The 21,297-nt window shown below is 58.1% G+C and carries 27 protein-coding genes; 13 read left to right on the forward strand and 14 right to left on the reverse strand.

The window, feature by feature from the left end:
- Nucleotides 1-599 (forward strand): class I SAM-dependent methyltransferase (locus TX82_RS14390; protein ID WP_244875045.1); only part of this gene is annotated, 599 nt, incomplete at its 5' end.
- A 1-nt stretch (nucleotide 600) separates the two neighbouring features.
- Nucleotides 601-1,464, forward strand: coding sequence for an SHOCT domain-containing protein (locus TX82_RS14395; RefSeq protein ID WP_005005855.1), 864 nt, complete (start codon nucleotides 601-603; stop codon nucleotides 1,462-1,464).
- Between the two features lie 31 nt (nucleotides 1,465-1,495).
- Here TX82_RS14395 and TX82_RS14400 read toward each other — a convergent pair whose 3' ends face one another.
- From TX82_RS14400 to TX82_RS14415, 4 genes are read right to left on the reverse strand one after another with little or no spacing between them, the layout of a single operon-like run.
- Entirely contained in the window at nucleotides 1,496-2,128 is a 633-nt protein-coding gene (locus TX82_RS14400) for an O-methyltransferase (protein ID WP_005005856.1), read from the reverse strand.
- 11 nt (nucleotides 2,129-2,139) lie between these two features.
- Nucleotides 2,140-2,799 (reverse strand): DNA-3-methyladenine glycosylase family protein, encoded by a 660-nt coding sequence (locus TX82_RS14405; RefSeq protein WP_005005858.1) that lies wholly within the window; start codon nucleotides 2,797-2,799, stop codon nucleotides 2,140-2,142.
- Entirely contained in the window at nucleotides 2,799-3,599 is an 801-nt protein-coding gene (locus TX82_RS14410; protein ID WP_005005859.1) for a leucine-rich repeat domain-containing protein, read from the reverse strand. The genes TX82_RS14405 and TX82_RS14410 overlap by 1 nt, the downstream gene beginning before the upstream one ends.
- A gap of 3 nt (nucleotides 3,600-3,602) precedes the next feature.
- Nucleotides 3,603-4,121, reverse strand: a complete 519-nt coding sequence (locus TX82_RS14415) for a shikimate kinase (RefSeq protein ID WP_005005862.1) — start codon at nucleotides 4,119-4,121, stop codon at nucleotides 3,603-3,605.
- A gap of 242 nt (nucleotides 4,122-4,363) precedes the next feature.
- On the opposite strand from TX82_RS14415, the gene TX82_RS14420 reads away from it, so the two are divergent.
- Together TX82_RS14420 and TX82_RS14425 are read left to right on the forward strand one after the other, a co-directional pair.
- Nucleotides 4,364-4,825 (forward strand): tetratricopeptide repeat protein, encoded by a 462-nt coding sequence (locus TX82_RS14420; protein WP_042251396.1) that lies wholly within the window; start codon nucleotides 4,364-4,366, stop codon nucleotides 4,823-4,825.
- On the forward strand, nucleotides 4,822-5,493 hold the full coding sequence (locus TX82_RS14425) for a leucine-rich repeat domain-containing protein (RefSeq protein WP_005005865.1): 672 nt from the start codon (nucleotides 4,822-4,824) through the stop codon (nucleotides 5,491-5,493). The genes TX82_RS14420 and TX82_RS14425 overlap by 4 nt, the downstream gene beginning before the upstream one ends.
- A gap of 29 nt (nucleotides 5,494-5,522) precedes the next feature.
- On the opposite strand, the gene TX82_RS14430 is transcribed toward TX82_RS14425, so the two are convergent.
- The gene (locus TX82_RS14430) at nucleotides 5,523-6,464 is read right to left on the reverse strand and encodes a leucine-rich repeat domain-containing protein (protein ID WP_005005867.1); all 942 of its coding nucleotides are present in this window, start codon (nucleotides 6,462-6,464) and stop codon (nucleotides 5,523-5,525) included.
- Between the two features lie 382 nt (nucleotides 6,465-6,846).
- Between TX82_RS14430 and TX82_RS14435 the strand changes: the two genes are divergently transcribed.
- Nucleotides 6,847-7,083 (forward strand): sulfurtransferase TusA family protein, encoded by a 237-nt coding sequence (locus TX82_RS14435; protein WP_005005869.1) that lies wholly within the window; start codon nucleotides 6,847-6,849, stop codon nucleotides 7,081-7,083.
- Nucleotides 7,084-7,239: 156 nt separating this feature from the next.
- Here the strand turns inward: TX82_RS14435 and TX82_RS14440 are convergent, their stop codons facing one another.
- The 5 genes from TX82_RS14440 to nirK all read right to left on the reverse strand — a co-directional run bounded on the left by TX82_RS14440 (nucleotide 7,240) and on the right by nirK (nucleotide 11,618).
- A complete protein-coding gene (locus tag TX82_RS14440) occupies nucleotides 7,240-8,013 on the reverse strand; it encodes a type III pantothenate kinase (RefSeq protein ID WP_005005871.1) in 774 nt (257 codons plus the stop codon).
- Nucleotides 8,014-8,054: 41 nt separating this feature from the next.
- Nucleotides 8,055-9,893 carry a carbamoyltransferase family protein gene (locus tag TX82_RS14445; RefSeq protein ID WP_005005873.1) on the reverse strand — a complete coding sequence of 613 codons (1,839 nt, stop codon included), beginning with the start codon at nucleotides 9,891-9,893 and terminating at the stop codon, nucleotides 8,055-8,057.
- A gap of 12 nt (nucleotides 9,894-9,905) precedes the next feature.
- Nucleotides 9,906-10,055 carry a DUF5989 family protein gene (locus TX82_RS16430; protein ID WP_005005875.1) on the reverse strand — a complete coding sequence of 50 codons (150 nt, stop codon included), beginning with the start codon at nucleotides 10,053-10,055 and terminating at the stop codon, nucleotides 9,906-9,908.
- A 12-nt stretch (nucleotides 10,056-10,067) separates the two neighbouring features.
- On the reverse strand, nucleotides 10,068-10,493 hold the full coding sequence (locus TX82_RS14450; protein WP_005005877.1) for an SxtJ family membrane protein: 426 nt from the start codon (nucleotides 10,491-10,493) through the stop codon (nucleotides 10,068-10,070).
- 93 nt (nucleotides 10,494-10,586) lie between these two features.
- Entirely contained in the window at nucleotides 10,587-11,618 is a 1,032-nt protein-coding gene (gene nirK / locus TX82_RS14455; RefSeq protein WP_187291983.1) for a copper-containing nitrite reductase, read from the reverse strand.
- A 166-nt stretch (nucleotides 11,619-11,784) separates the two neighbouring features.
- On the opposite strand from nirK, the gene TX82_RS14460 reads away from it, so the two are divergent.
- The 3 genes from TX82_RS14460 (at nucleotide 11,785) to TX82_RS14470 (ending at nucleotide 13,045) form a co-directional block, all read left to right on the forward strand.
- The gene (locus TX82_RS14460) at nucleotides 11,785-12,135 is read left to right on the forward strand and encodes an STAS-like domain-containing protein (protein ID WP_005005882.1); all 351 of its coding nucleotides are present in this window, start codon (nucleotides 11,785-11,787) and stop codon (nucleotides 12,133-12,135) included.
- Between the two features lie 200 nt (nucleotides 12,136-12,335).
- A complete protein-coding gene (locus tag TX82_RS14465; protein ID WP_005005885.1) occupies nucleotides 12,336-12,827 on the forward strand; it encodes a hypothetical protein in 492 nt (163 codons plus the stop codon).
- Entirely contained in the window at nucleotides 12,824-13,045 is a 222-nt protein-coding gene (locus TX82_RS14470; RefSeq protein ID WP_042251399.1) for a hypothetical protein, read from the forward strand. The genes TX82_RS14465 and TX82_RS14470 overlap by 4 nt, the downstream gene beginning before the upstream one ends.
- A 6-nt stretch (nucleotides 13,046-13,051) precedes the next feature.
- On the opposite strand, the gene TX82_RS14475 is transcribed toward TX82_RS14470, so the two are convergent.
- Nucleotides 13,052-14,338 (reverse strand): NupC/NupG family nucleoside CNT transporter, encoded by a 1,287-nt coding sequence (locus TX82_RS14475; RefSeq protein ID WP_042251400.1) that lies wholly within the window; start codon nucleotides 14,336-14,338, stop codon nucleotides 13,052-13,054.
- Nucleotides 14,339-14,421: 83 nt separating this feature from the next.
- Complete coding sequence (locus TX82_RS14480; protein ID WP_005005890.1) at nucleotides 14,422-15,312, reverse strand: SDR family oxidoreductase; 891 nt, start codon at nucleotides 15,310-15,312, stop codon at nucleotides 14,422-14,424.
- Nucleotides 15,313-15,412: 100 nt separating this feature from the next.
- On the opposite strand from TX82_RS14480, the gene TX82_RS14485 reads away from it, so the two are divergent.
- On the forward strand, nucleotides 15,413-16,210 hold the full coding sequence (locus tag TX82_RS14485) for an arylamine N-acetyltransferase family protein (protein ID WP_005005892.1): 798 nt from the start codon (nucleotides 15,413-15,415) through the stop codon (nucleotides 16,208-16,210).
- 1 nt (nucleotide 16,211) lies between these two features.
- Here the strand turns inward: TX82_RS14485 and TX82_RS14490 are convergent, their stop codons facing one another.
- Nucleotides 16,212-17,216 (reverse strand): CobW family GTP-binding protein, encoded by a 1,005-nt coding sequence (locus TX82_RS14490; RefSeq protein ID WP_005005894.1) that lies wholly within the window; start codon nucleotides 17,214-17,216, stop codon nucleotides 16,212-16,214.
- A 50-nt stretch (nucleotides 17,217-17,266) separates the two neighbouring features.
- The gene (locus tag TX82_RS14495; RefSeq protein WP_042251403.1) at nucleotides 17,267-17,488 is read right to left on the reverse strand and encodes a hypothetical protein; all 222 of its coding nucleotides are present in this window, start codon (nucleotides 17,486-17,488) and stop codon (nucleotides 17,267-17,269) included.
- 210 nt (nucleotides 17,489-17,698) lie between these two features.
- Here TX82_RS14495 and TX82_RS14500 point away from each other — a divergent pair, with 210 nt between their 5' ends.
- From TX82_RS14500 to TX82_RS14515, 4 genes are all read left to right on the forward strand, one after another.
- On the forward strand, nucleotides 17,699-19,180 hold the full coding sequence (locus TX82_RS14500) for a mannose-1-phosphate guanylyltransferase/mannose-6-phosphate isomerase (protein ID WP_005005898.1): 1,482 nt from the start codon (nucleotides 17,699-17,701) through the stop codon (nucleotides 19,178-19,180).
- Nucleotides 19,181-19,323: 143 nt separating this feature from the next.
- Nucleotides 19,324-19,977, forward strand: a complete 654-nt coding sequence (locus TX82_RS16925) for a glycosyltransferase (protein ID WP_042251405.1) — start codon at nucleotides 19,324-19,326, stop codon at nucleotides 19,975-19,977.
- Nucleotides 19,978-19,994: 17 nt separating this feature from the next.
- Entirely contained in the window at nucleotides 19,995-20,468 is a 474-nt protein-coding gene (locus TX82_RS14510; protein WP_244875060.1) for a glycosyltransferase, read from the forward strand.
- A gap of 19 nt (nucleotides 20,469-20,487) precedes the next feature.
- A complete protein-coding gene (locus tag TX82_RS14515; RefSeq protein WP_005005899.1) occupies nucleotides 20,488-21,291 on the forward strand; it encodes a transporter in 804 nt (267 codons plus the stop codon).
- Nucleotides 21,292-21,297 lie beyond the last annotated feature (6 nt).

The following is a 21,297-nucleotide window of genomic DNA, read 5'->3' on the forward strand; positions in this document are numbered from 1 at the left end:
CAGGAAACCCGATTCTGCATAATATGTCGGCAAAAGACAAGGAAAAATGGAACGCCAAGTACGAGGCCACCGACTGCCTGGCCGGTCGCGAGCCCTGCCAATGGCTGGTGGACCACGCCCCGCTGCTGCCCTCCGGTGGACGGGCGCTGGACCTCGCCATGGGCGAGGGCCGGAACGCCCTCTACCTGGCGGAACGGGGGTGCCGGGTGACGGGGGTGGACATCTCCGAGGTCGCCATTGACCGGGTTCGCCGCCTTGCCCGGGAAAAAAGTTTAAGGATTGAGGGTATTGCCGCCGATCTGGATACATACCCGATCGAAAAAAACGCCTACGATGCGATCCTCTGTTTCTACTTTCTGGACCGGCGGCTGTTCCCGGCCATCCGCGAGGGCCTGAAACCGGGCGGACTTTTGATCTACGAAACCTTCAACCAGGACTATCTGAAATACAGCCGGTTCAGGCCCGAATGGGTGCTGGCACCGAATGAGTTGCTGAAAATGTTCGGCGACTGGCTTGTATTACATTACCGGGAAGTGGACGACCCGAAAGAGGAAAAAGCCTTCGCCTCGATCGTGGCCCGCAAACCCCTACAGGAGTGACATGTCCCCATCCAAGCACACGCAACTGAACCCGAACCGGTTTTGCCGCTGGACCGCCCTTTTCCTGCTCGTCTGCCTGATCGCAATGCTGGCAGGATGCAAGATCAAACACGAACCGGAAAGTTCCGGCCGGGTTTTGGAAGTGGACGACCTCACCCTCCGCTACATCAGCAAATTCCAGCTGGGGGATGCTGTGGCCCAGCTGCAACTGCAACACCCGCTCGAAATCAGCGAGGAGGCGCTGGTCCAGCAGATGTGGTCACTCAAATACAAACCCAACTCCCTTCTGGGCGAGGAGGGGCGCGTGTTTACCAAAGAAGACGTCATGAACTCCAAACGCCTGCTGACCAAGGCGCTCAACCGGGCCCGGTCGGGGAATGCCGTCGGCTTCACCATCGAATCGGAAGATGGAGACACGGAGGGAGCGGTTTTCGCCAGCGACAACCGCCTGTACTGGAAGTTCGACAAAATTCAGGGCGTGGCGCACAACCTGACCCGCAACTTCAACGCGCGTTACGGCTCCTCGTGGCACATGTTGCCCCAGGAAGGACAAAAATACTTCGTCACCGGCAAACTGTTCGGCAATAAAACATGGGAAAACTGGATCGTGGCGGATCTCGATTACAAGGGGCCGGTGAAAATCCGTCGGCTGAAACGCAAAACCGGCACGACGGTTCCGGAAAAACAGAACCCGAAGCAAATGGCCCCGGAAAACACCCAGCCGCAGGCCACCGGCAACGAACCGCCCCTGAACCCGGAGCTGGTGAAGAAACTGGAATTCCTGAAAAGCCTGCATGACCGCAAATTGATCGGTGAAGAGGAATACCTGGAAAAGCGGAAAGAACTGCTGGACAGTTTGTTTTGATGTGGGCCGAGGCCGCCCGTCCACACCCTTATCATTTCTTACGCAGGCAATACACCCCGTCACGCACCGTGAGCAGGACTCCCTCCACGCGGTCGTCGGCATGCACGGAACGGTTGAAGTCATCTATGGCATGGTCTGACTCGTCCTTCGGATTCAGCACCCGGCCGCTCCACAGCACATTGTCCACAACAATCAATCCCCCACTCCGCACTTTCGGAAGAACCGCTTCGTAATAATTCAGGTAATTGACTTTGTCCGCGTCAATGAACACCATGTCGAGCGGCCCGTCCACCTTCTCAACCGACTTCATAGCGTCGCCTTCAAGAAGGGTGATCTTGCTTCCGTGCTCACTACGGTGAAAGTATTTTTTAGACATTTCAATCGCCGCGGGATCGACATCGCAGGTGAACAGGCGTCCGTCTTCCGGCAGGCCCTCGGCCATGGACAGCGCGCTGTAACCGCTGAAGGTGCCGATTTCCAGCACACGTTTCGCGCCCAAAAGCTGCACCAGCAGTTTCAGAAACCGCCCTTCCAGCCGACCTGTCAGCATCTGCGGCAGTTCCAGCTTCTCATGGGTTTCCTGCTTGAGCTGGGTCAACAAGGGTCCCTCATCCTGCGTGTGGTTGAACGCATAACGTTCGATCCTGTCGTCGATAAAATCCATGGGTCGTGCCTTCAGTAATTGATGATGGTGCCATCCAGCGTACGCCACGCATACCAGGTGGCGACGGTTTCCAAAGGATGCCACGGCTCCGCCAGCGACCGCAACTGTTTTGCCTTTGGCATTTCGGGCAAACCATAAATCGTCTTCACCGCGGCGCGCAGTCCCAGGTCGTCCACCGGCAGGACATCCATGCGGTTCAGGGAAAAGATGAGGAACATTTCCGCCGTCCAGCGTCCAATGCCGTGGACCGCAGTCAGGCGCTCAATGATGGCTTCGTTTTCCAGGTAATTCAACTGGTGCGGGCGGATGGTCTTGTCGATGAAGCGCGCGCTCAGGTCGTGCAGGTACGCCGCTTTTTGCCGGGACAGGCCAACGGTGCGCAGTCGGTCGGCAGGCACCGCCGCCACCCGGTCCGGTGTCGGCTGTTTGCCGTCGAACAACGCCTGAAAGCGGGCATAGATGACGTCCGCCACGCGCGTGGAAATCTGCTGGCCGACGATCGCCTTGCACAGTACTTGGAAATAATTGCGGTTGCGCCGGAGACGCATGGGTCCGATTTGGCGGATGACGGCCGCCATCACGGGGTCCTGTCGGTCAAAATGGCGGAGGATGGCACGCGAAGCGGGGATGACGTGGTTGCGCGAGCGGGTGGACTTCGTGCGCGGGGGCATCAGTCCACCTGCAGGAACTTGAAGCTGGTGAGCTTCGGCGCTTTTTTCAGTTTCTGCGCGTAACCTTCGGTAAAACGGTTTTTGTACAGGTCGAGCGTGACGAGATTCGGCAGGTGCTCGGTCTCGGCCAGCATGTCGATGGCGCTGTCGGTGAGGCCGTTGTGCGGCAGGGTGAGTTTCTCCACGGTGTCGAGCACCTCCGATTCGCACAATGCCTGCACCCCCTCGTTGCCGATGGACGTGCGGTCCAGATACAACTCCTTGAGACCCCTCAGTTTTGGAGACGCCGCCAGCGCCGCCGCACCTTCGGGTCCGAGCGACGTCGCTTTCAGGTAGAGCGTCGTCAGGCCGGAGAGGGTGTCGGAGTGACCGAGCGCCTCCATCGCCGCCGTGCCGATGTTGTTGTGATGCAGATACAATACGCGCAGGCAGGTAAGGTGGGGCGACTCCGCCAGGGCGGCCACGGCGGCATCGGTGAGCTTGTTGTCGGCAAGCGACAGTGTGTGGAGTTTTTTGAGCGCCCGGGTTTTCGCCAGGAGGGCCACGCCTTCGTCACCGAAACTGTTGGCGTCCAGGTACATCATCTTGACCAGTTTCAGCCGGGCGTAGCCCATCAGGTCTTCCAGCTCGTCGTAGATGACGTCCTTGTCGTTGAGGTCGAGTTTGAAGGTCGGCTCTTCGCTGGTCTCGGCATTGGCGAACATGTCTCCCTCATGCACCACCATCGACTCGCTTTTGTCGATGTCAGTGATGAGTGTCATGCTGTTGCGCACCAGACTTTCGAACAGGGAGCCTTCCATGGTTCAAATCCACCCGTAGTTGTGCATGCGTTCGATGATTTGCTGGACCGTCTGTCCGGGACGAGCGCGGCTGGTGTCGCACACCATGTCCGCCACAGCGGAGTACAACGGTGCACGCTCTTCGTACACCTTTTTCTGCTCCTCCTCGAAAGACAGGCCTTCGGTAAGAGGCGGACGATCCCGGCCACGCTGAAGCCGTTCCAGTATCACCTCCAGGCTGGCGTCCAGCAACACCACCTTACCGTTGCGCTTGAGAAGCTCAACGTTGTCCGGGTTCAGCACCACGCCGCCGCCGCAGTCGATGATGCAGCCGTCGCGAACCGCCACCCGGGACACCACGTCCGCCTCCATCTCGCGGAAGCGCGGCCAGCCGCATTGCTCCACGATGTCGGAGATGTCGCAGCCCGCGTCCTCCATGATCATGCGGTCGATGCTGAACAGCGGCCGTTTGAGTTGCTTGGACAGAATTTTGCCGACGACGGACTTGCCGGTTCCGCGGTAGCCCATCAACACAATATTCATTCCCATTTCCTCCGCCGGGTTCCGTAACGGGCAACCATCAAAACCATAAACAGCTTCAAATCAATAAGTCCGATAACGGATGAAGGTTAGTGGATTTTTAAACCCGATGCAAACCAAAGACACGGCTCACTGAAAAGCACCGGGGACATCGCTGGCAACAATGCCCCCAAGATATGTTAAAATGCCCGCATTGTCGCATGAAGGTCAGGTGTGGCTTCACCTCTTTCAGGAAAGGGCATACCGTGAACGCTTTCAAAATTGTGAAGACTGTGGTGTTGGCCGGGATACTGGTTGCCTTGGGGGTCTCCGACTCTTGGGCGGAAGAGGACAAACTCCTCAAATTGTGTGAAGAAGGAAACTCTGCTGCATGTTTCGAACGGGGTAAAAAATACATCACCCTGGACAACGATATTAAAAAAGCGATTCCCCTGTTCCGTAAATCCTGTGAACAGGATTACATGACGGCATGTATCTGGGGCGGTATCTACATCCAGAACCGGGGCCAACAGTACAGCCCGGAATGGAAAGAAGCAGCCAAAATGTTCGAGAAGGCCTGCGAAGCGAAAGAGGACGCCGCATGCTTCAACCTGGGGGCCTTGAAATACCGGGAAGGCCGGCAGAGCGCGGCTCTGAAATGGTTTCGAATTGCATGCGACATGGGCAATCAACCCGCATGCGGGAACATCGTTAAAATAGAAAAATGAGCACGCAACCGAAGAAAGCAAAAAACTGGGAAGAACTGATCAACGACGGCGAAAACTACGCAGGGCGTGGCGCGGAGTTCACCCCGGTGCAGAAAGCCCTGTTTGAATGCATCCGCGACAAGGTGGTATTGAAAGTGCAGGATCACTTTGTTTTCACCAAACTGATGGATACGGAAGATCCAGGTTACCCGGTGGAACTGGCGAAACTGATCGCCGGCTTCGAGCCCCTCGACAAGGTGACCTCCCTCATCATCACCCACAACAAAATGAACGCGGAGGCCATCCGCCTCATCACCGAAAGCAGGGTGCTGGGCAAGATTGAATACCTGCATTTGGGTTCCAACGCACTGGGGGACGACGGTGCGCGGGTGGTGGCGGAAGCACCGATGTTCAGCGAGGTCCACACCCTGAACCTGGAATGCAACGGCATCGGTCCCGAAGGCGCGAAGGCACTCGCCGCTTCTCCGCATCTTACCAAGGTGACTTCACTCAGCCTGGTGGACAACCGCGTCGGCGAGGAAGGCGCGTATGCCTTTGCCGACTCCGACACGTTTTCCAACCTCACCTACCTGCACCTGGGCGGCAACCGCATCAAGTCCGACGAAGCCAAAAAGGCACTCCGCGAATCGCCCAAACTCTCCAAAATCGAAAAACTGAAAGTGTTCTGACGCCGGGAGGTGGCCGTTACCAGGCTCTCTCATTCCTCTTCATAATCCGGGCGCAGAAGTTCCGGACGGGAGTAGTTGACGAAGTCGGGGTTGGTCTCGACGCCCTCGGTCAGCACCAGCGTCTTGAGACCGGTGAGCGTTTTCGTGTAATAGACCGCATCGCCCCCTTCCTGGCCGAAATAATTGCGGCCCATGTACAGTTTTTCCAGGTTGGGGAAATGGGTGCTTTCGCCGATGGCTTTGGCACCGGCGTCGTCGATGGCGTTGTTGGTGAGCCACAGAATTTTGAGGTTGGGCAAAGACTTCAGCGTGGCGAGTGCCGCGGCTCCTTCTCCCATCAGCTTGTTGGACGCGAGGTTCAATTCTTCCAGCCCGTCGAGCACCGTACCCGCTAACAGGGTGCGCACTCCCGCTTCCGTAATGTAGTTGCGCTCGAGAATCAAAGTCTTCAAGCGTGGCATTTTGCCGCCCGCACCCAGCGCTTCGGCAGTGGAGTCGGCCACTTCATTCCAGCCCAGGTTCAATTCTTCCAGTTCCCCGAAATGCGGCGAGTTCACCAGTGCCACCGCGGCGGGGTCCTTCAGCCGGTTGTCTTCCATAGACAACCTCTTGAGGTGAGTCACCGTCACCCCCTCAGCTTCGGCGAGTTGCTTCACCCCTGTTTCGGTAATGAAATTGATGGAAAGGTTCAGGTCCTCCAACTGCTCCAGGTTGGGCGACTGAAACAGGGACATCAGGGCTTCGTCCGCCAGCTGGTTGTCGGACAGGTCGAGGGTTTTGACCGATTTCACCGCATCGCATTCGGCGATGATGCGGGCTTCGTCGGTGCCAAAGTAGCGACCGGTCAACACCAGCCGGGAGGCATCCTGCTCCAGCTGCCGGGCGATTTCCGCGTGCAGTTTTTCCGATTTCTCCTCGTAGGTGGGCTCGTTCGCTTCATATTCCGTGTTTCCATCACTTCGCACCGCCATAACGTTTTCTCGACTTTCCTTTAATAACAGGGTTTTCGAAAACCGCCGGATTATGCCCTCCGGCGCTCCGATTGTAACAAATCCCCGGGCGACACCATACCTCCCGGTAAGCTCAAAATGACCCCGTCCCTACCCCCCGGACAAGGTTGGACCAAGTCTCCCACAAAAAGGGGAATTGAAGGCACGCAACCAACCCGGAATCGCCCATAAAAACAAAAAACAATTAAAATCAACCTGTTACCACCCATCCTGAGGATTAAAAAAATTAATGAACCATTCATTTTCTTTTAATGTTGCCGTCCTATATTTACAACCAAGGCAGGAGTTGCCGGGGAGAATCTTTTAATAGATCAGCGTCATCTTAATAAACAGGAGTGGGACCATGACCGTGTTCAAAACGCTCGATACCCGTGGATTGTCATTCTTCAGCGCGACCGATCAGTTAAATCAGGCTTTCAAGGATGTCAAAATGAACGGCATCCTGGAAATCATTCTGGACAAAAAGAAAAATTTTTCCGAAGCCTTTAGCCGCTGGGTGGAATCTAAAGGATATAAGGTATCCAATCGCGACGAGGATGCCCGGCTGGTTCGCTTGTTTATCAGTAAATCAAAACGGTAGAATAGAGATATAGGGAATCAACCGAAAACATGGACATTCCTGATATGCAGTTGCCGGCTTTTTCGACTACTGATTTTCCTGGGGTCCCTCCTCTCCCCGGGTTTTAGCCCCTCCTCTAGTCGGGAAAGCCGGTTTTTTGTGTGAAGGACCTCCTTCTCACTTTCCCTGCCGGTTGCGATCATACAGGATTTTCAAACCTTCCAGCGTGAGAAACGGGTCGATCACCTCGACCACCGGTACCTGGTCGGCGATGGCCTTGATCAGCCCGCCCGTGCCGATCACTTTCGCTTTTTCTCCCAGTTCCCCCTGCATCCTGGAAACGATATTCTCGATCATGCCGACGAAGCCGTAAATGGTCCCGGCCTGAATGCTCTCCACCGTCGATTTCCCGATCACCTTTTCCGGCCGGACGAGATCCACCGGTGACAGCTTTGCCGTGCTTTTGTAGAGCGCTTCCATTGAAATCTGCAGGCCGGGAAAAATCGCGCCCCCCAGGTACTCGCCTTTATTCGACACCACGTCAAAGGTGATGGCCGTTCCGAAATCGACGATGATCAGCGGCCCGCCGTACTTTTCCAGCCCCGCTACGGCATTGACGATGCGGTCGGCCCCCACTTCCGCCGGATTCTTGTACAGGATGGGGATGCCCGTCTTGATGCCCGGCCCCACCACCAGCGGCTCGGTCTTGAAATACTTGCGCGACAACTCCTCGAACACCGGTATGAGCGGCGGCACCACGCAGGAGATGACGATGTCGTCGATGGTTCCGGTGGTGATGTCGTTCAGCAGGATGAACTCGTTGGCCAGAACCCAGTACTCGTCCACGGTGCGGTTGCGTTCCGTGCGGATGCGCCAGTGCGTGCGCAGGCAGTCCGCGTCGTACAGACCGAAGACGATGTTGGTATTACCAATGTCGACTGCTAAGAGCATGTGCAGAAATCCTGAATGGCGGGGGGAGGCGGCGGGATGGCTCAGTCCAGCTCAAACGCCCCGGCGTGGTTGTTGATGAGAGCGGGGTTCTGCTCTTCCTTTTTCAGTAAACAGTTGCCAATGGCGAGCACGTCAATCTGGGTGCCCATGAAACAGCGAAACGCGTCTTCCGGCGTGCAAACGATGGGCTCGCCGCGCACGTTGAAGCTGGTGTTGACGAGCACCGGGCACCCGGTGCGGCGCTGAAACGCCGTGATCAATGCATGATAGCGGGGATTGGTCTCTTTGTGAACTGTTTGAATGCGCGCCGAATAATCGACATGCGTCACGGCGGGGAGATCGGATCGAACCACACGGAGCTGTTCCAGCCCGGTCCGGGAGAGATCGGTTTCCGTCAGGGAGCGGCGCCGCCGCCGGGCCACCTCCGCCACCAGCAGCATGTACGGACTGTCGGCGTCCATTTCAAAGTAGCGTGCCACCTCCTCCCGCAGAACGGACGGGGCGAACGGGCGGAACGACTCGCGGTTTTTGACCTTGAGATTGAGCGTGGTCTGCATGTCCGGCGAACGGGGATCGGCAAGGATGGACCGGTTGCCTAAGGCGCGCGGACCGAACTCCATGCGCCCCTGGAACCACCCCACAGCCTTTCCTTCAGCCAGCGCCTCGGCACAGGCATCGGTCATTTCCCCCTCTTCCATCACCGCAAATTGCGCTCCGGCGGCATCCAGCCGCGCCTGGATTTCCTCCTGCAAAAACTCCGGCCCCAGGAAGGCTCCCTGCATGCCGTCGAGGGACACGCCGACCGTGCGGGGCTGGCCCGCGTGCAGGTGGTAAGCGCAGTACGCCGCGCCGAGCGCCCCACCCGCATCGCCCGCGGCAGGCTGGATCCAGATGCGCTCAAACGCCCCGTCGCGCAGGACGCGCCCGTTGGCGACGCAGTTGAGCGCCACCCCGCCCGCCAGGCACAGGTTTTTCATGCCCGACGTTTTCGCGATCGAGCGGGTGAGCTTCAACAGGACCTCTTCCGTCACCGACTGAATGGAGGCCGCCAGGTCCATGTGCCGCTCCGTCAGCACCTCGGCGTCCCCGTTGCGCGGCGGACCGCCGAACAGGGCGTGAAATTTTTTGTTGGTCATGGTGAGGCCGGTGCAGTAATCGAAGCAGTCCAGGCTCAACCGGAACGTGCCGTCGGCTTTCACGTCGATCAAGTGCTCGAGGATGGTGTCCTTAAAACGCGGTTCGCCGTAGGGAGCCAACCCCATCAACTTGTATTCGCCGGAGTTCACCTTGAACCCGAGGTACTGGGTGAACGCAGAATAAAGCAGGCCCAGCGAATGCGGGAAATGAATTTCTTTTTGCAGGGTGAGTTCGCGCCTGCGGCCGATGCCGAACGACGTGGTCGCCCACTCACCGACGCCGTCAAGCGTCAGCACCGCCGCTTCCTCGAACGGCGACGGGTAAAAGGCGCTGGCCGCGTGGCTCAGGTGGTGTTCGGAGAACAGCAGGGAACGGTCGGGATCGCCCTCCCATCCCATGGCGCGCAATTGGCGCAGGAGCAGCGGCTTTTGGAACAGCTTGTCCTTGATCCAGACGGGAATGGCTTTATGAAAAGTGCGGAATCCTTTTGGGGCGAAAGCGATGCTGGTTTCCAGCAGGCGTTCGAACTTCAGAAAGGGCTTGTCGTAGAAAGCGATGACATCGACCTCTGCCAGGCCGAGGCCCGCCTGTTCCAGGCAGGAAAGGATGGCGTGGCGGGGAAAGCGGGCGTCGTGTTTTTTACGGGTGAAGCGTTCTTCCTGCGCCGCGGCCACCACCACTCCGTCCCGCAACAGGGCCGCCGCGCTGTCGTGGTAAAAAGCGGAGATGCCGAGAACAACCATGGCCCGGCAGGATCAGAACAGGGTGTAGATGAACGGCGCCACCGCGGATCCCTGAGTCAGAATCACCAGCCCGCTCATCATGAGAAGCAGAGTCACGATGGGCAACAGCCAGTATTTCTTGCGGACCCGAATGAACACCCACAATTCCTTGACGACCGTCACGGAAACCTCCCGTCAAAACTGGTTGATCAGCGATTCCGGCGCCGGGCCGGGGGGATCGCGTTCGATCCAGTAACTTGCGGCGTTGGGATCGCACCGCATTCGCAACAGGTCTTTTCCTAGCATACGAAGGAAAAATCCTGTCGGCGTCACCACGAAAAAATAAAGAATACCGAGAATAACCGGGCTAATTGCATTTCCTAAAATCTGACCAAGGCGAATCCACCTCCGATTGAGCGGAGCCAGCCAGAAAGGCCTGAACCCGGCGATGCCCAGTGTGGCCACGGCGAGAACCAGAAAGACCGGACGCACCGGACCGCCGTTCAGCAGGGGCCACAGGCCGATCCCCGCAAACACGGCGAAGAAAACCAGGCCAAACGATCTGTCGGAAGAACCCGATACCGGATCATCCTCAAAGCATTCATTTTCCACGGCATCCATGCCGAAAGATTATATATCAAATTGCCGCTTTCTTCACCTATGTAGGAAAACAGGATGTATTGAGAAGGGGAACGTTGGGAGGTAAAACCCAGGTCAGGGGGTGGACAGGAGTCCGGGGACAGGCTGGCCCTCGACTTTCAGCAGCCCGTAGGAGCCGCGATCGATGCGGGCGATGGCGTGATCGAGCAGGATGTAATCGCCGGAGTTCTCCAGGGTGAGTTCGACGACAGACGCCCCTCCGGCAGGTACCAGCGTGGTCTGCACCCGGTGACGCGGCGGGCTCATGGCTCCTTCCGGATAGACCGCATCAAATATCTCCCCGATGATGTGGAAATTGAGAGAACGCGCCACCCCGCCGTTGCCGACGAAGATGCGGATGCGCTCCCCCTGTTTGACCTGAAGGGAGCCCGGGCCGGTGAGGGACCGCACCCGGCCGTTCCACACGATGTACTCGGGCTGCTCCTGCATCATTTTTTCAGGAGAAAAGTCCTGGAATCCCCGGTCACCCAGCGCCCCACGGGTATAAAATTCACCCTGCATGATGTAGAATTCACGGTCCACCTCGGGCCAGCCGTCTTCGGGGTCGATGACGATCAGGCCGTAGAGGCCGTTGGTGATGTGCGACGGCACGTTGGGCGTGGCGCAGTGGTAGAGGTACACGCCGGGATGAAGCGCCTTGAATACGAACGTCCGCGTCTCCCCCGGTTTCACTTCGGAAAGCTCCGATCCGCCTCCCGGACCCGTGACCGCGTGCAGGTCTATGGAATGGGAGTGGGTGCTGGTGGGATGGTTGGTCAGCGTCACTTCAACGTTATCGCCCACACGGGCGCGCAGAAAAGGACCCGGAACCGTGCCGTCAAACGTCCAGAAAACATATTCCGTACCCGGGGACAGGGTGGACACCAGCTCGCGGAATTCCAACTTGAACTTGACGGTTTCGGATTTCTTGCGTTGAATGGGTGGAGGCAGATCGTAGGGCCGCCTCGCGATATCATCCACACGGGCCAGCTTGTCCACATCGACTTCATGAAAATGCGGCGCTTCGCCGAGCCCCACGGAAGGCAAATGGCCCGAACGGTGTGGATGATGATGCGGGTTCTCCGCAAACGCGGGTGGGAGCAGCATCCCCAAAACAAGCAGAATAAGCGGGCTGAAACGAAGACACATCAAATCCTGGTACTCCCGAATGGCAAAGCGAACTGAATGCTAAAACGCCCGCATTGGTGTTTGAATTCAGTATAAGGGATCGCATCATGCAGGGAAAACCTTATATTCCCCAGGAACTGGAGTCATGGAAATCAAACTGAAAGAAGATATCGGAACCCGGTGCATTGCACTCGACGACGGCATCCGGCTTTATGAAAAAATCCTGCCGGAATTAAAAACGAAACAACCCGTGTACATGGACTTCACCGGTGTGGAGGCGGTATTTTCCCCGTTTTTAATGGGATGTGTCGGTCGCCTGCTGGATCATTTTGAAAAAGAGTTTTTGATGGAACACCTCATGCTCCGCAACATCCAGCCGGAACACCTGAAGACCGTCAACGAATTCATCGACCGTGCCGAACAGCGGCTGACTGAAAAAACGGACTTGGAATCCATGAAGGAATTTTTCGAAGAGGATGAGCTCGGCGACATTTAGAACTGTCGGCTGGGCCGTACGGTTTGAGCCCTTCCTTCAAATGGTCAGGAAATGGAATAGGATGTGCCGAATCCGCCCCCCAGTTCGCCAACCGTGCGGATTTTGCATTGCCTGCGGCTTGGGGTCCGGCTCTCTCCCACAGGCGGGAAGACAAATCGAATCTGAATTCGTATAATAGGGGGCTCAAGAAAGGGCCTGAAATGAATCTTTACAAAGCATATTCACTGATTCCATCGACCCGTTTGACGATGGACCACGAAGAAGATGACATCCGCATCGAATGGATTGTCTATTTTCGTGACGAGCCCCTGCCCGTGCCCAAGATCATCGCCAATTACCCGCAGGCACTGGAGATGAATGAGGAACAATCGGCCCCCGAATACCTGCGCTGGATCCAGAGCCGGGTCAACAACCTGCTACTGGAAGAGGAAAAGGAGGAGCTGGAGCGGTATTTGACCGAGAAATACGGCATGTCCGCCTATTTTGAGAAAATGGCCATCCCGATCGACGTCAAAAAACTGCCGTGGTTTCGGGAACGCTACATCAACAGCATGGTCATCCTGCACGAGCGCGGCGACCCTTTCATTCTCAACTCCTGCATCGTCGGCATGGTGTCGCCGTTCAAAAATTTCAACACCGTCCACACCGTCAGCGAATTCCTGCAGGAAATCGACCGGCAGAACGAGGTGTGACCGATGGCCCCCACCCTTCAGCCGCGCGGACTCACTACCCTTCCCTTCCCGGCGTCATGAGCGGCCGACACGAACCCGACGAGGACAAGTACCCTCCCCTTTCGGAAAAAGAAAAACGCGAGGCGTACTCGGTGTACATCGCCGCCATCGGCGTGTTGATCATCATCATTTCATTTTTCTGGAACATCGTGTCCCTGCTGTTCGGCGGCGGCGAGTGAATCCCGTCACGCCAGAACCCCGGCCACGCACCCTGTAAGCAGGGTTGCCAGAAACGACGTCCACAACGCCCGCACGCCCAGCACCGAAACCTCCCGCACGCGCTTCGGCATCAGGCTCGACACCCCGCCAATGAAGATTCCCATGCTGGCGATATGGACGAAACCGCATAGCGCATAAGTCAGGATGGTGAGGGAACGCGGGGTGAACGCCGGGACGTCTCCTCCCTGCACCGCCGCCAGCGTGAAGTACGCCGTCACTTCCGTCTCCACGAAACGCGAACCGAGGATCTGGGACGCCATCTGCCACTCCCCAGGCTGAAGGCCGAGCAGAACCACGAACGGCCACGTGAGTACCCCCAGGATGCGGGCCAGTGTGATCGGCTCCCCACCCACGGAGGGAAGGAGATTCAGCAACAGGTCCAGCACCGCTTCCAGTCCCAGCACCACAATCAGCAGGGTGGCGATGCCCACCGCCATACCCACTCCCTGTCTGCCACCGTCCATGAGCGCCACCATCAGGTTGGCCGGGGGCCTGTCATTTCCGTCGTAATCCGCTTGATCAGGCACCTCGCCTGCGGTGACGGGCTGACTGCTTTCCGGCAGAGTGAGTTTGCTCACCAGGATGGCACAGGGAATGGAGATGATCGACGCGGATACGAGGTGACCCGCGATTTGTGGAAACACGTTCTGCAAGGCCAGTACGTACACGGCAAGCACGGTGCTGGCTACCGTCGCCATCATGCAGGTGAGAAGCGTGAGCAGTTCCGAGCGCGTCATGCGTTCGAGATACGGCCGCACAGTGAGGCTGGACTCGATGCCGACAAAGATGTTGGCGGAGGCCGACAGCGCCTCCGCGCCGGACAGGCCCATCAGCCGGTAAAAGATGCGCGCAAAAAACCGCACCACCGCCTGCATGACGTTCAGGTAATACAATCCGGCGACCGCCGCCGAGAAAAAGATCACTGCAGGCAACACCTGCATGGCGAGCACGAAGCCGATGGATCTCGTACCGTCGGGCAGACCCTCGCCCGGGCCCAAGGCCAGCGGGCCGAACAGGAACACACTGCCCTTTCGCGACGCCGCGATCAGCGCCAGCAGGGCATCATTCACCCACGACAGCGCCTCGCGGGTGAACGGCAGCCAGAAAGTGAAGGCGCCGATCAGCCAGATGAGGACCAGGCTTCCCGCCACCGTGCGCGCGTTCGGCCGGGTGCGGTTGCCGGTGGCCCAGGCCACAAAAGCGAGTACAAAAAATCCAGTGAGTGACAGCAATCGGTACGGGGCGTCGTCCATGCTCATCCTTGAGAATCGGGGTTCGGGCAGGCGGACCGCGACGGGGTCCGGGTACAGGGATTATAACAATGCTTCCACCCGGATCATTCCAGTTTGGCGGCCAGGGCTTTCAGCCCTTCGCGGTAGTCCGGGTAATGCAGGCGCACCTTCAGTTCTTTTTTGATACGGAAATTGCTGACCCGCTTGTTGGTCAGGTAAAAACTTTTTCCCATCTCGCTCAAACCGGCTTCTTCAAACGGGACCAGAGGCGGCGGTTCCACGCCCAGCAGTTTGCAGGCGAGTTCGGTGACCTCCGCCGGTGGGGCGGGGCAGTTGTCCACCACGTTGTACACGCGGCCCGGATGCGGCCGCTCGATGGACGCCTTCAACACCTGCACCACGTCCGCCACATGCACACGCCCGAACATGAGGCCGGGCTTGTCGATTCGCTGGGCGGTCCCCTGTCTGGCTTTGAGCAGGGGGTTGCGTCCCGGACCGTAAATGCCCGCCAGCCGGAACAGGTGGACGGGAAGCGCGTGCTTGTAGGCAAGACGCATCCATTCGGCTTCCGCTTCGGCGCGGCGCTGCTGGTGCGGGAATGTTGGCTCGGGGGCCGTCGCTTCGTCCACCCAGTCGCCACCGCGGTCGCCGTACACGCCGGTGGTCGAGAGATATCCGATCCATTCGCATTGCGGCAGGGACATCAACAGCTCGCCGAAATGGTGGAGGACCACATCACCCGCGTCCCCCTTGGGAGCGATGGTGACGAGCACATGCGTGGCCTCGGCCAGCGCTTTGGACACATCTGGAACGGTTTCTGGAGCGTCGAACGTCCCCACCTGCCAGCCCAGCCCTTCCAGCTCTTTTCTTTTTTCTTCACTGCGGCAGGTGCCGGAGACACTCCAACCCTCGCCGTGCAATATTTCCGCGAGTGCCCGTCCCACATACCCAAGGCCAAAACAGAACAACCGGCCGGGTTTCATTCCTTCCTTCATAATTCCCACTCGTTCGTTATAAAATCGGTCAACCATAGCATAAAATTTAAAGCGCGCTCAGACCTTATTCCTTTTCCCTGGCACCGGATCGAAAACCGACATGACCCCGCTGACACCCGAACAATTGGACGCCTACCTTCACCGCATCGGTCACAGCGGCCCGGTGGCCAATGATGCGGACACGCTCACCGCCCTCCATACAGCGCACACGTTGAACGTGCCGTTCGAAAACCTCGACCTGTTCCTCGGCCGCGCAATAGCGCTGGAACCCGACGCCCTGTTCGAAAAGATCGTGACCCGCAGGCGCGGCGGCTGGTGTTTCGAGATGAACGGGATGTTTGTCCGCGTGCTTCAGACAACAGGTTTCAAATTCACGCTCCTCGCCGCCCGCGTGTTCGACGAGGACGACAATCCCGGTCCACGCAGTCATCAGCTCCAACTGGTACGGGTCGAGGGCCGCGACTGGGTGGTGGATGTCGGCTTCGGCGGGTTCGGGCTCATTGCGCCGATTCCACTGGAAGAAGAAACAGTGCACAACCAGTTCGCGCAGGAGTTCCGGCTGGTTCGCGACCCGGCGGGAGGTTACATTCTGCAAACCCGGCTGGACGCCAAATGGGACAGCCAGTACGTATTCACACTCGAGCCGTCCTTACCGCGCGATTACGAGTATGCGAATTATTATTTATCGCACGCGCCGGATTCCATTTTCCGGCAGAAACGCGTGGTCACCCAGCCCACCGAAAACGGCCGGCTTAAGTTTTCCAACCTCGAATTGAAAATCTGGGGCAATGGCGGCACGCGAACGGTCCATGCCGCCGACGACACGGAATACAAACGGCTGTTGCGCGAACATTTCAGGCTGGCGATCGACGAGGGGTTTGTCGATCCAAATCGATAAATCACTCGATACAGGATTGCACCCCGGCTTCCAGTCGTTCGCGGTTCAGGTTGCGCCCGATGAACAGCAGGGTGTTTTGGCGAGGTTCATCGCCCCACGGGCGGTCTTCTCTCGTGTCGAACATCATGTACACGCATTGAAAGACGTGGCGGTTGGGCGAGTCTTCGACGTTCAGGATGCCCTTGGCGCGGAACACGTCCATGCCCTCGCTGAGGTACAGCATCTGCAACCAGATGTTGAATCGGTTGGGATCGATGCAACCGGGCACCGTGATGCCGACTGAGGTGATCGCATCGTCATGGCGCGGCCCGGCGTCGTGATAGTGCCCGTCCTCATCTGCGTGCGCGTGGTCGTGCCCGTCATCGTCGAAGTTCAGGCGGTCGAGATCGAAGCCGCCGATGTCCAGCACCTGTTCGAGGGATACCTGCGCGTGCCGGGTTATGTGGATCGTGGCGGTGGGATTGATGCCGGTGATGCACTTGCGCACGCGTTGCAATGCGTCTTCCGTCACGAGGTCGGTTTTGTTGAGCAGGATGACGTTGGAAAACGCGATCTGCTCCCAGGCCACGTCCAGTTCTTCGAGCTGCATCTCGATGTGCTTGCAGTCGACCAGCGTTACCACCCCGTCCAGCTTCAGTCCCTGGGCGATGTCCTCCTCCACCATGAACGCCTGGGCGATGGGTCCGGGGGAAGCCAGGCCGGTCGCTTCGATCACGATGTAATCGATCTGCTTCTGCCGCGCCAGCAGGCGATTGAGCGTCTCGATCAGGTCACCCTTGATCGAGCAGCAAACGCACCCGTTGCTCATCTCGAACAGATCCTCTTCCGCGCCGACCACCAGGTCGTGGTCGATGCCGATCTCGCCGAACTCGTTTTCGATAACAGCGATGCGCCGGCCATGCTGGCCGGTGAGGATGTGATTGAGCAGGGTGGTCTTGCCCGATCCGAGAAACCCCGCCAGCAGGGTGACGGGGAGCTCCCGGTGTTTTTCTTCCTTGTCTTGCATGAAATGCCTGAAGGCGAAAAGGAGAGTATCCGGAAACGAGTGCAGGCCTTTTAAGAAGCACGCGGTCCGTCGGCGGGTGCGTCTTCCGTTCGGCCTTCCGTCTCCCGGACTTCCTGGTAGCGTTTGTCTATTTCCAGCTCGTCGTACACCTTGTCGATCTTCGACTTGATGCCGGCCCCGGACTCGCTGGCGTCTTTCTTCACGAAACTTTTGTCGGCGAGCACCGATTGCCAGAGCTGCTTTTTCTTTTCATTCCCCGACATGAAATTCATACCTCCACAAACTGAAAGAAAATGAAATGAAAAGTTTATTATTTGGCCTGGATGAGGCCACCCCGCATTCTACAACAGGCTGCCTTTTTCCCAATGATTTTTGTAAACGATTCTGTTAGTCTTAAATTTCAGGGGGTTGCCCGGTCATGCCCATGATCCGCACCCCCTTTTTTGTGGGCTTCACCCCAAGGCGGACCAAAGAGACAGAACATGATTGTTCCCGTCATTCTCTCCGGCGGCGCGGGTACCCGGTTGTGGCCCCTGTCACGGGAGGACCATCCCAAACCGTTTCTGGCCCCGGCGGGCGGCGATTCTCTATTGCGCCGCACCTTCGACCGCGTGCTTCATTTTGAAGACACCGACCGCATTGTCGTCGCCGGCCCCCGGCACCTGCAATACCCGATTTTGAACGAGTACGCCGCGTTGCCCGACCACGGTAACGTCTCCCTCGATTTCATTCTGGAGCCAATGGGGCGCAACACTGCCCCGGCAATCGCCCTTGCGGCATTGTACGTGTCGCAGGAAGTGGGACCGGAGACGGTTCTGTTTGTGCTGGCGGCGGACCAGCACCTGGCACGTCCGGAAGTTTTGCAGACCGCAGTCGCCACCGCGCGTGAGCTTGCGGAAAACAATTTTCTTGTCACCATCGGCATCGAACCCGAACGTCCGGAGACGGGCTACGGTTACATTGAACTGGGCGACTCCCTGGAACACCTGCTGTCGCCTTCGCCGCTACGCTCCGAGCGCGGCGTGGCGGTACAGGAAGTAACCCAGTTCGTCGAAAAACCGGACCGCGAACGCGCCGAAGCGTTTGTTGCCTCCGGCCGTTATCTGTGGAATGCAGGCATGTTCTGTTTTCGGTGCGACGTGTTCATGGGCGCCCTGCTCCGCACCGCGCCGGAGGTGCACGACGGGGTTCTGAACTGCTGGGAAGGGTCGCGCGTGCGTGACCGGGCCTTGAAGGTGAACCGCGACCGGTTCCAGAAAGTCCCCTCGATTTCCGTTGATTACGCGGTGATGGAAAAAGCGCGGCAGGTGGCGGTGGTGCGCTGCGACCCGGGCTGGGACGACCTCGGAAACTGGGAGGCGGTCGCCCGTTGTTTCCCTGAAGACGAACACGGTAACCGTGGCGAGGGGGACATTCTGCATCTTGGAAGTGAACACTGCTTTGTGCAGGCGGGTTCGCGCCTGGTGGCGGTGGTGGGCATGAAAGACGCCTTTGTCATCGATACCGAAGACGCCCTGCTGGTGGCGGACCGCGATCACCTGGACTCCTTGCGGAAGGTGGTGGCGGAACTGAGAAAACGTCACCACCCGGCGGGCGACAGCGGGCGCGAAGTGATCCGTCCATGGGGCCGGTTTGCCGTGGTGGACCAGGGAGAGGGGTACCAGGTAAAACGCATTGTGGTCGCACCCGGCGGCATGCTGTCCCTGCAACTGCACCACCACCGCCTCGAGCACTGGGTGATCGTTCAGGGAGAATGTCGGGTGATTCTGGGCCAAACCGAGCAGGTGCTTTCAATCAACGACACCCTTAAAATCCCTCCCGAAACCCGGCACCGCGTGACCAACTGCGGCGAGCAGCCCCTCATCATCATCGAGGTCTCCACCGGCACCTACCTGGGGGAGGACGACATCGTGCGTTTTGCCGACATTTACGGTCGAGTTCCCCCACCGGACGAACCGGAATAGAATTGAACCACCCCCCTTTCTGAAATCAGGTCCAATAGGGCGATTTTCCGAAAATGTTTGCAAATCGCCCCAAAATCGCGCAAATTGTATATAACTATTTGAATCCAAATAGTATTCCGGCTTAGGGGGAGGGCCGTTTTCATTTGAAACTGATCGTCAACACAGAGATCCTCACGCCTCCATTGCGGGGTATCGGAAATTATCTATTTCACCTCCTGCAGGGACTGAACAGCCAGGCGACAATGGGGACGGTGATGTGTTTCAACGGCTCCGACCGGCTGCTGACGATCGATGAAGTCACCGACAATCTCAAAGTCACCTCCCTAAATCCGGAAGCCATTGCATGCCGCGAGTCGCTGTGTGAAGCCCCCCGCGAGGCGATCGATGCCCGGTTTCGGGAGTTGACCCGGCCGCATACCGATGCATTGTACCTGGAACCGGAATGCTTGTTTCGTCCGTTTGAAGGGCGGACGGTACCCATTTTCTACGACCTGTCGCCAATCCAACATCCCGAGTTTCACCGGCAGGCCTACTGCACGATGATGCAGACCTACGCCCCCGCCTGCCTGGAACGGGCGGCACATGTCTTCACGGTGTCCGAATTCACCCGTAGCGAGATCACTTCGGCGTGGGGTTTGCCCCGGGAAATGATCACCATCATTCCTCCAGGTGTTTCGCCCGTTTTTCGTCCGCGCCAACCCGAGGAGGTGGAGGTGGTGCGTGCCAAGTACAACCTGCCGACGCATTACCTTCTGACGGTCGGCACGCTGGAACCCAAAAGAACCAGACCAACCTGATTGCTGCCTATTCCCGACTGCAGGAAAGTTTGCGAAAGGATTACCCGCTGGTAATGGTGGGTGCACCGGGGTGGGGCACCGAACGCCTGCAGGCGGTGATCCGGTCGTACCACCACCCGGAAGAATTGTTCTACCTGGGATACGTGGAGGAGGATGATCTGCCGTTTCTTTACAGTGGAGCGTACGGATTCGTGTACGTGTCGGTATACGAAGGATTCGGCATGTGCCTGCTGGAGGCCATGGCCAGCGGCGTACCGGTGCTGACCTCCAACCAGTCCGCCCTGCCGGAAATGGGCAACCAGACGGCATTGCTGACCAATCCCCTCAACCTGAACTCCCTGACGGCCAATCTGGAACGTTTGATCCGGGATGATGATTTCCGGTCCAACGCACGGTTGATGGGACCGGAAAAAACCAGAAATTATTCCTGGGAGTCCAGTGCTCGAGAAATGGCGCAGATATTGTGTAGAATTTCTGAAACCGTTTCCTGAAACTCAAACGGGAGCTGACATGATGCGTAAAATATTTTTTGGACACATCCTGACCGCCCTGTTGGTGGCAGCCACACCATTGTGGGCGGCGGAACCTTCCCCCATCGTCACCGACCGTCCGGGGCAATCCGACGCGAGCAGTGTGGTCGCACCCGGAACGCTTCAAATCGAAACGGGTTATTTCCTGACCCACGACGATGACGGCGGACATGCAACCACTCACCTCCTTCCGGAACCGTTGTTTCGTCTTGGTGTGCTGGAGTGGCTGGAACTGCGTTTTTTCCTGGACGGTTACATAGCGCAGGATGTCACCGGCGGTCCCGATGCCTCCGGCTTCGGCGACGGCAATATAGGCACCAAGTTTTATTTCTGGGGTCCCGAGGGCTTGCGGCCTGAGTTCGCCCTCGACTGGGGGGTGGCCCTGCCTTTTGGTGACGACGAGGTGTCGCGCCAGCGTTACGACCCTTTTGTGCGCCTCCTCTTTACCAATGTGATCACAAAACGCTTCAGCATCACATACAATCTGGGCGCGGAATGGAACACCACCACCCTGGCAAGCGGAGCGCGTGAGACGCTGGGCGCCTACACGTATACCTTTTCTCCTGCATATGTGCTAACACCGGAGTGGAGCGTGTTTGCGGAAGTGTTCGGTTCCGTGCCGATGGACCCGGCGGACGATGCACACACCTTCAATGGCGGGGTGTTGTGGCTGATCACGCCGGACTGGCAATTCGACCTGTCAGCCGGTGTGGGACTGAATGACGCGGCAAACGACCTGTTCATCCGGGCCGGACTTTCCACCCGTTGGGGGAACCTGTTCTGATCCGGG

This window comes from Nitrospina gracilis 3/211, assembly GCF_000341545.2.
GTDB lineage: Bacteria > Nitrospinota > Nitrospinia > Nitrospinales > Nitrospinaceae > Nitrospina > Nitrospina gracilis.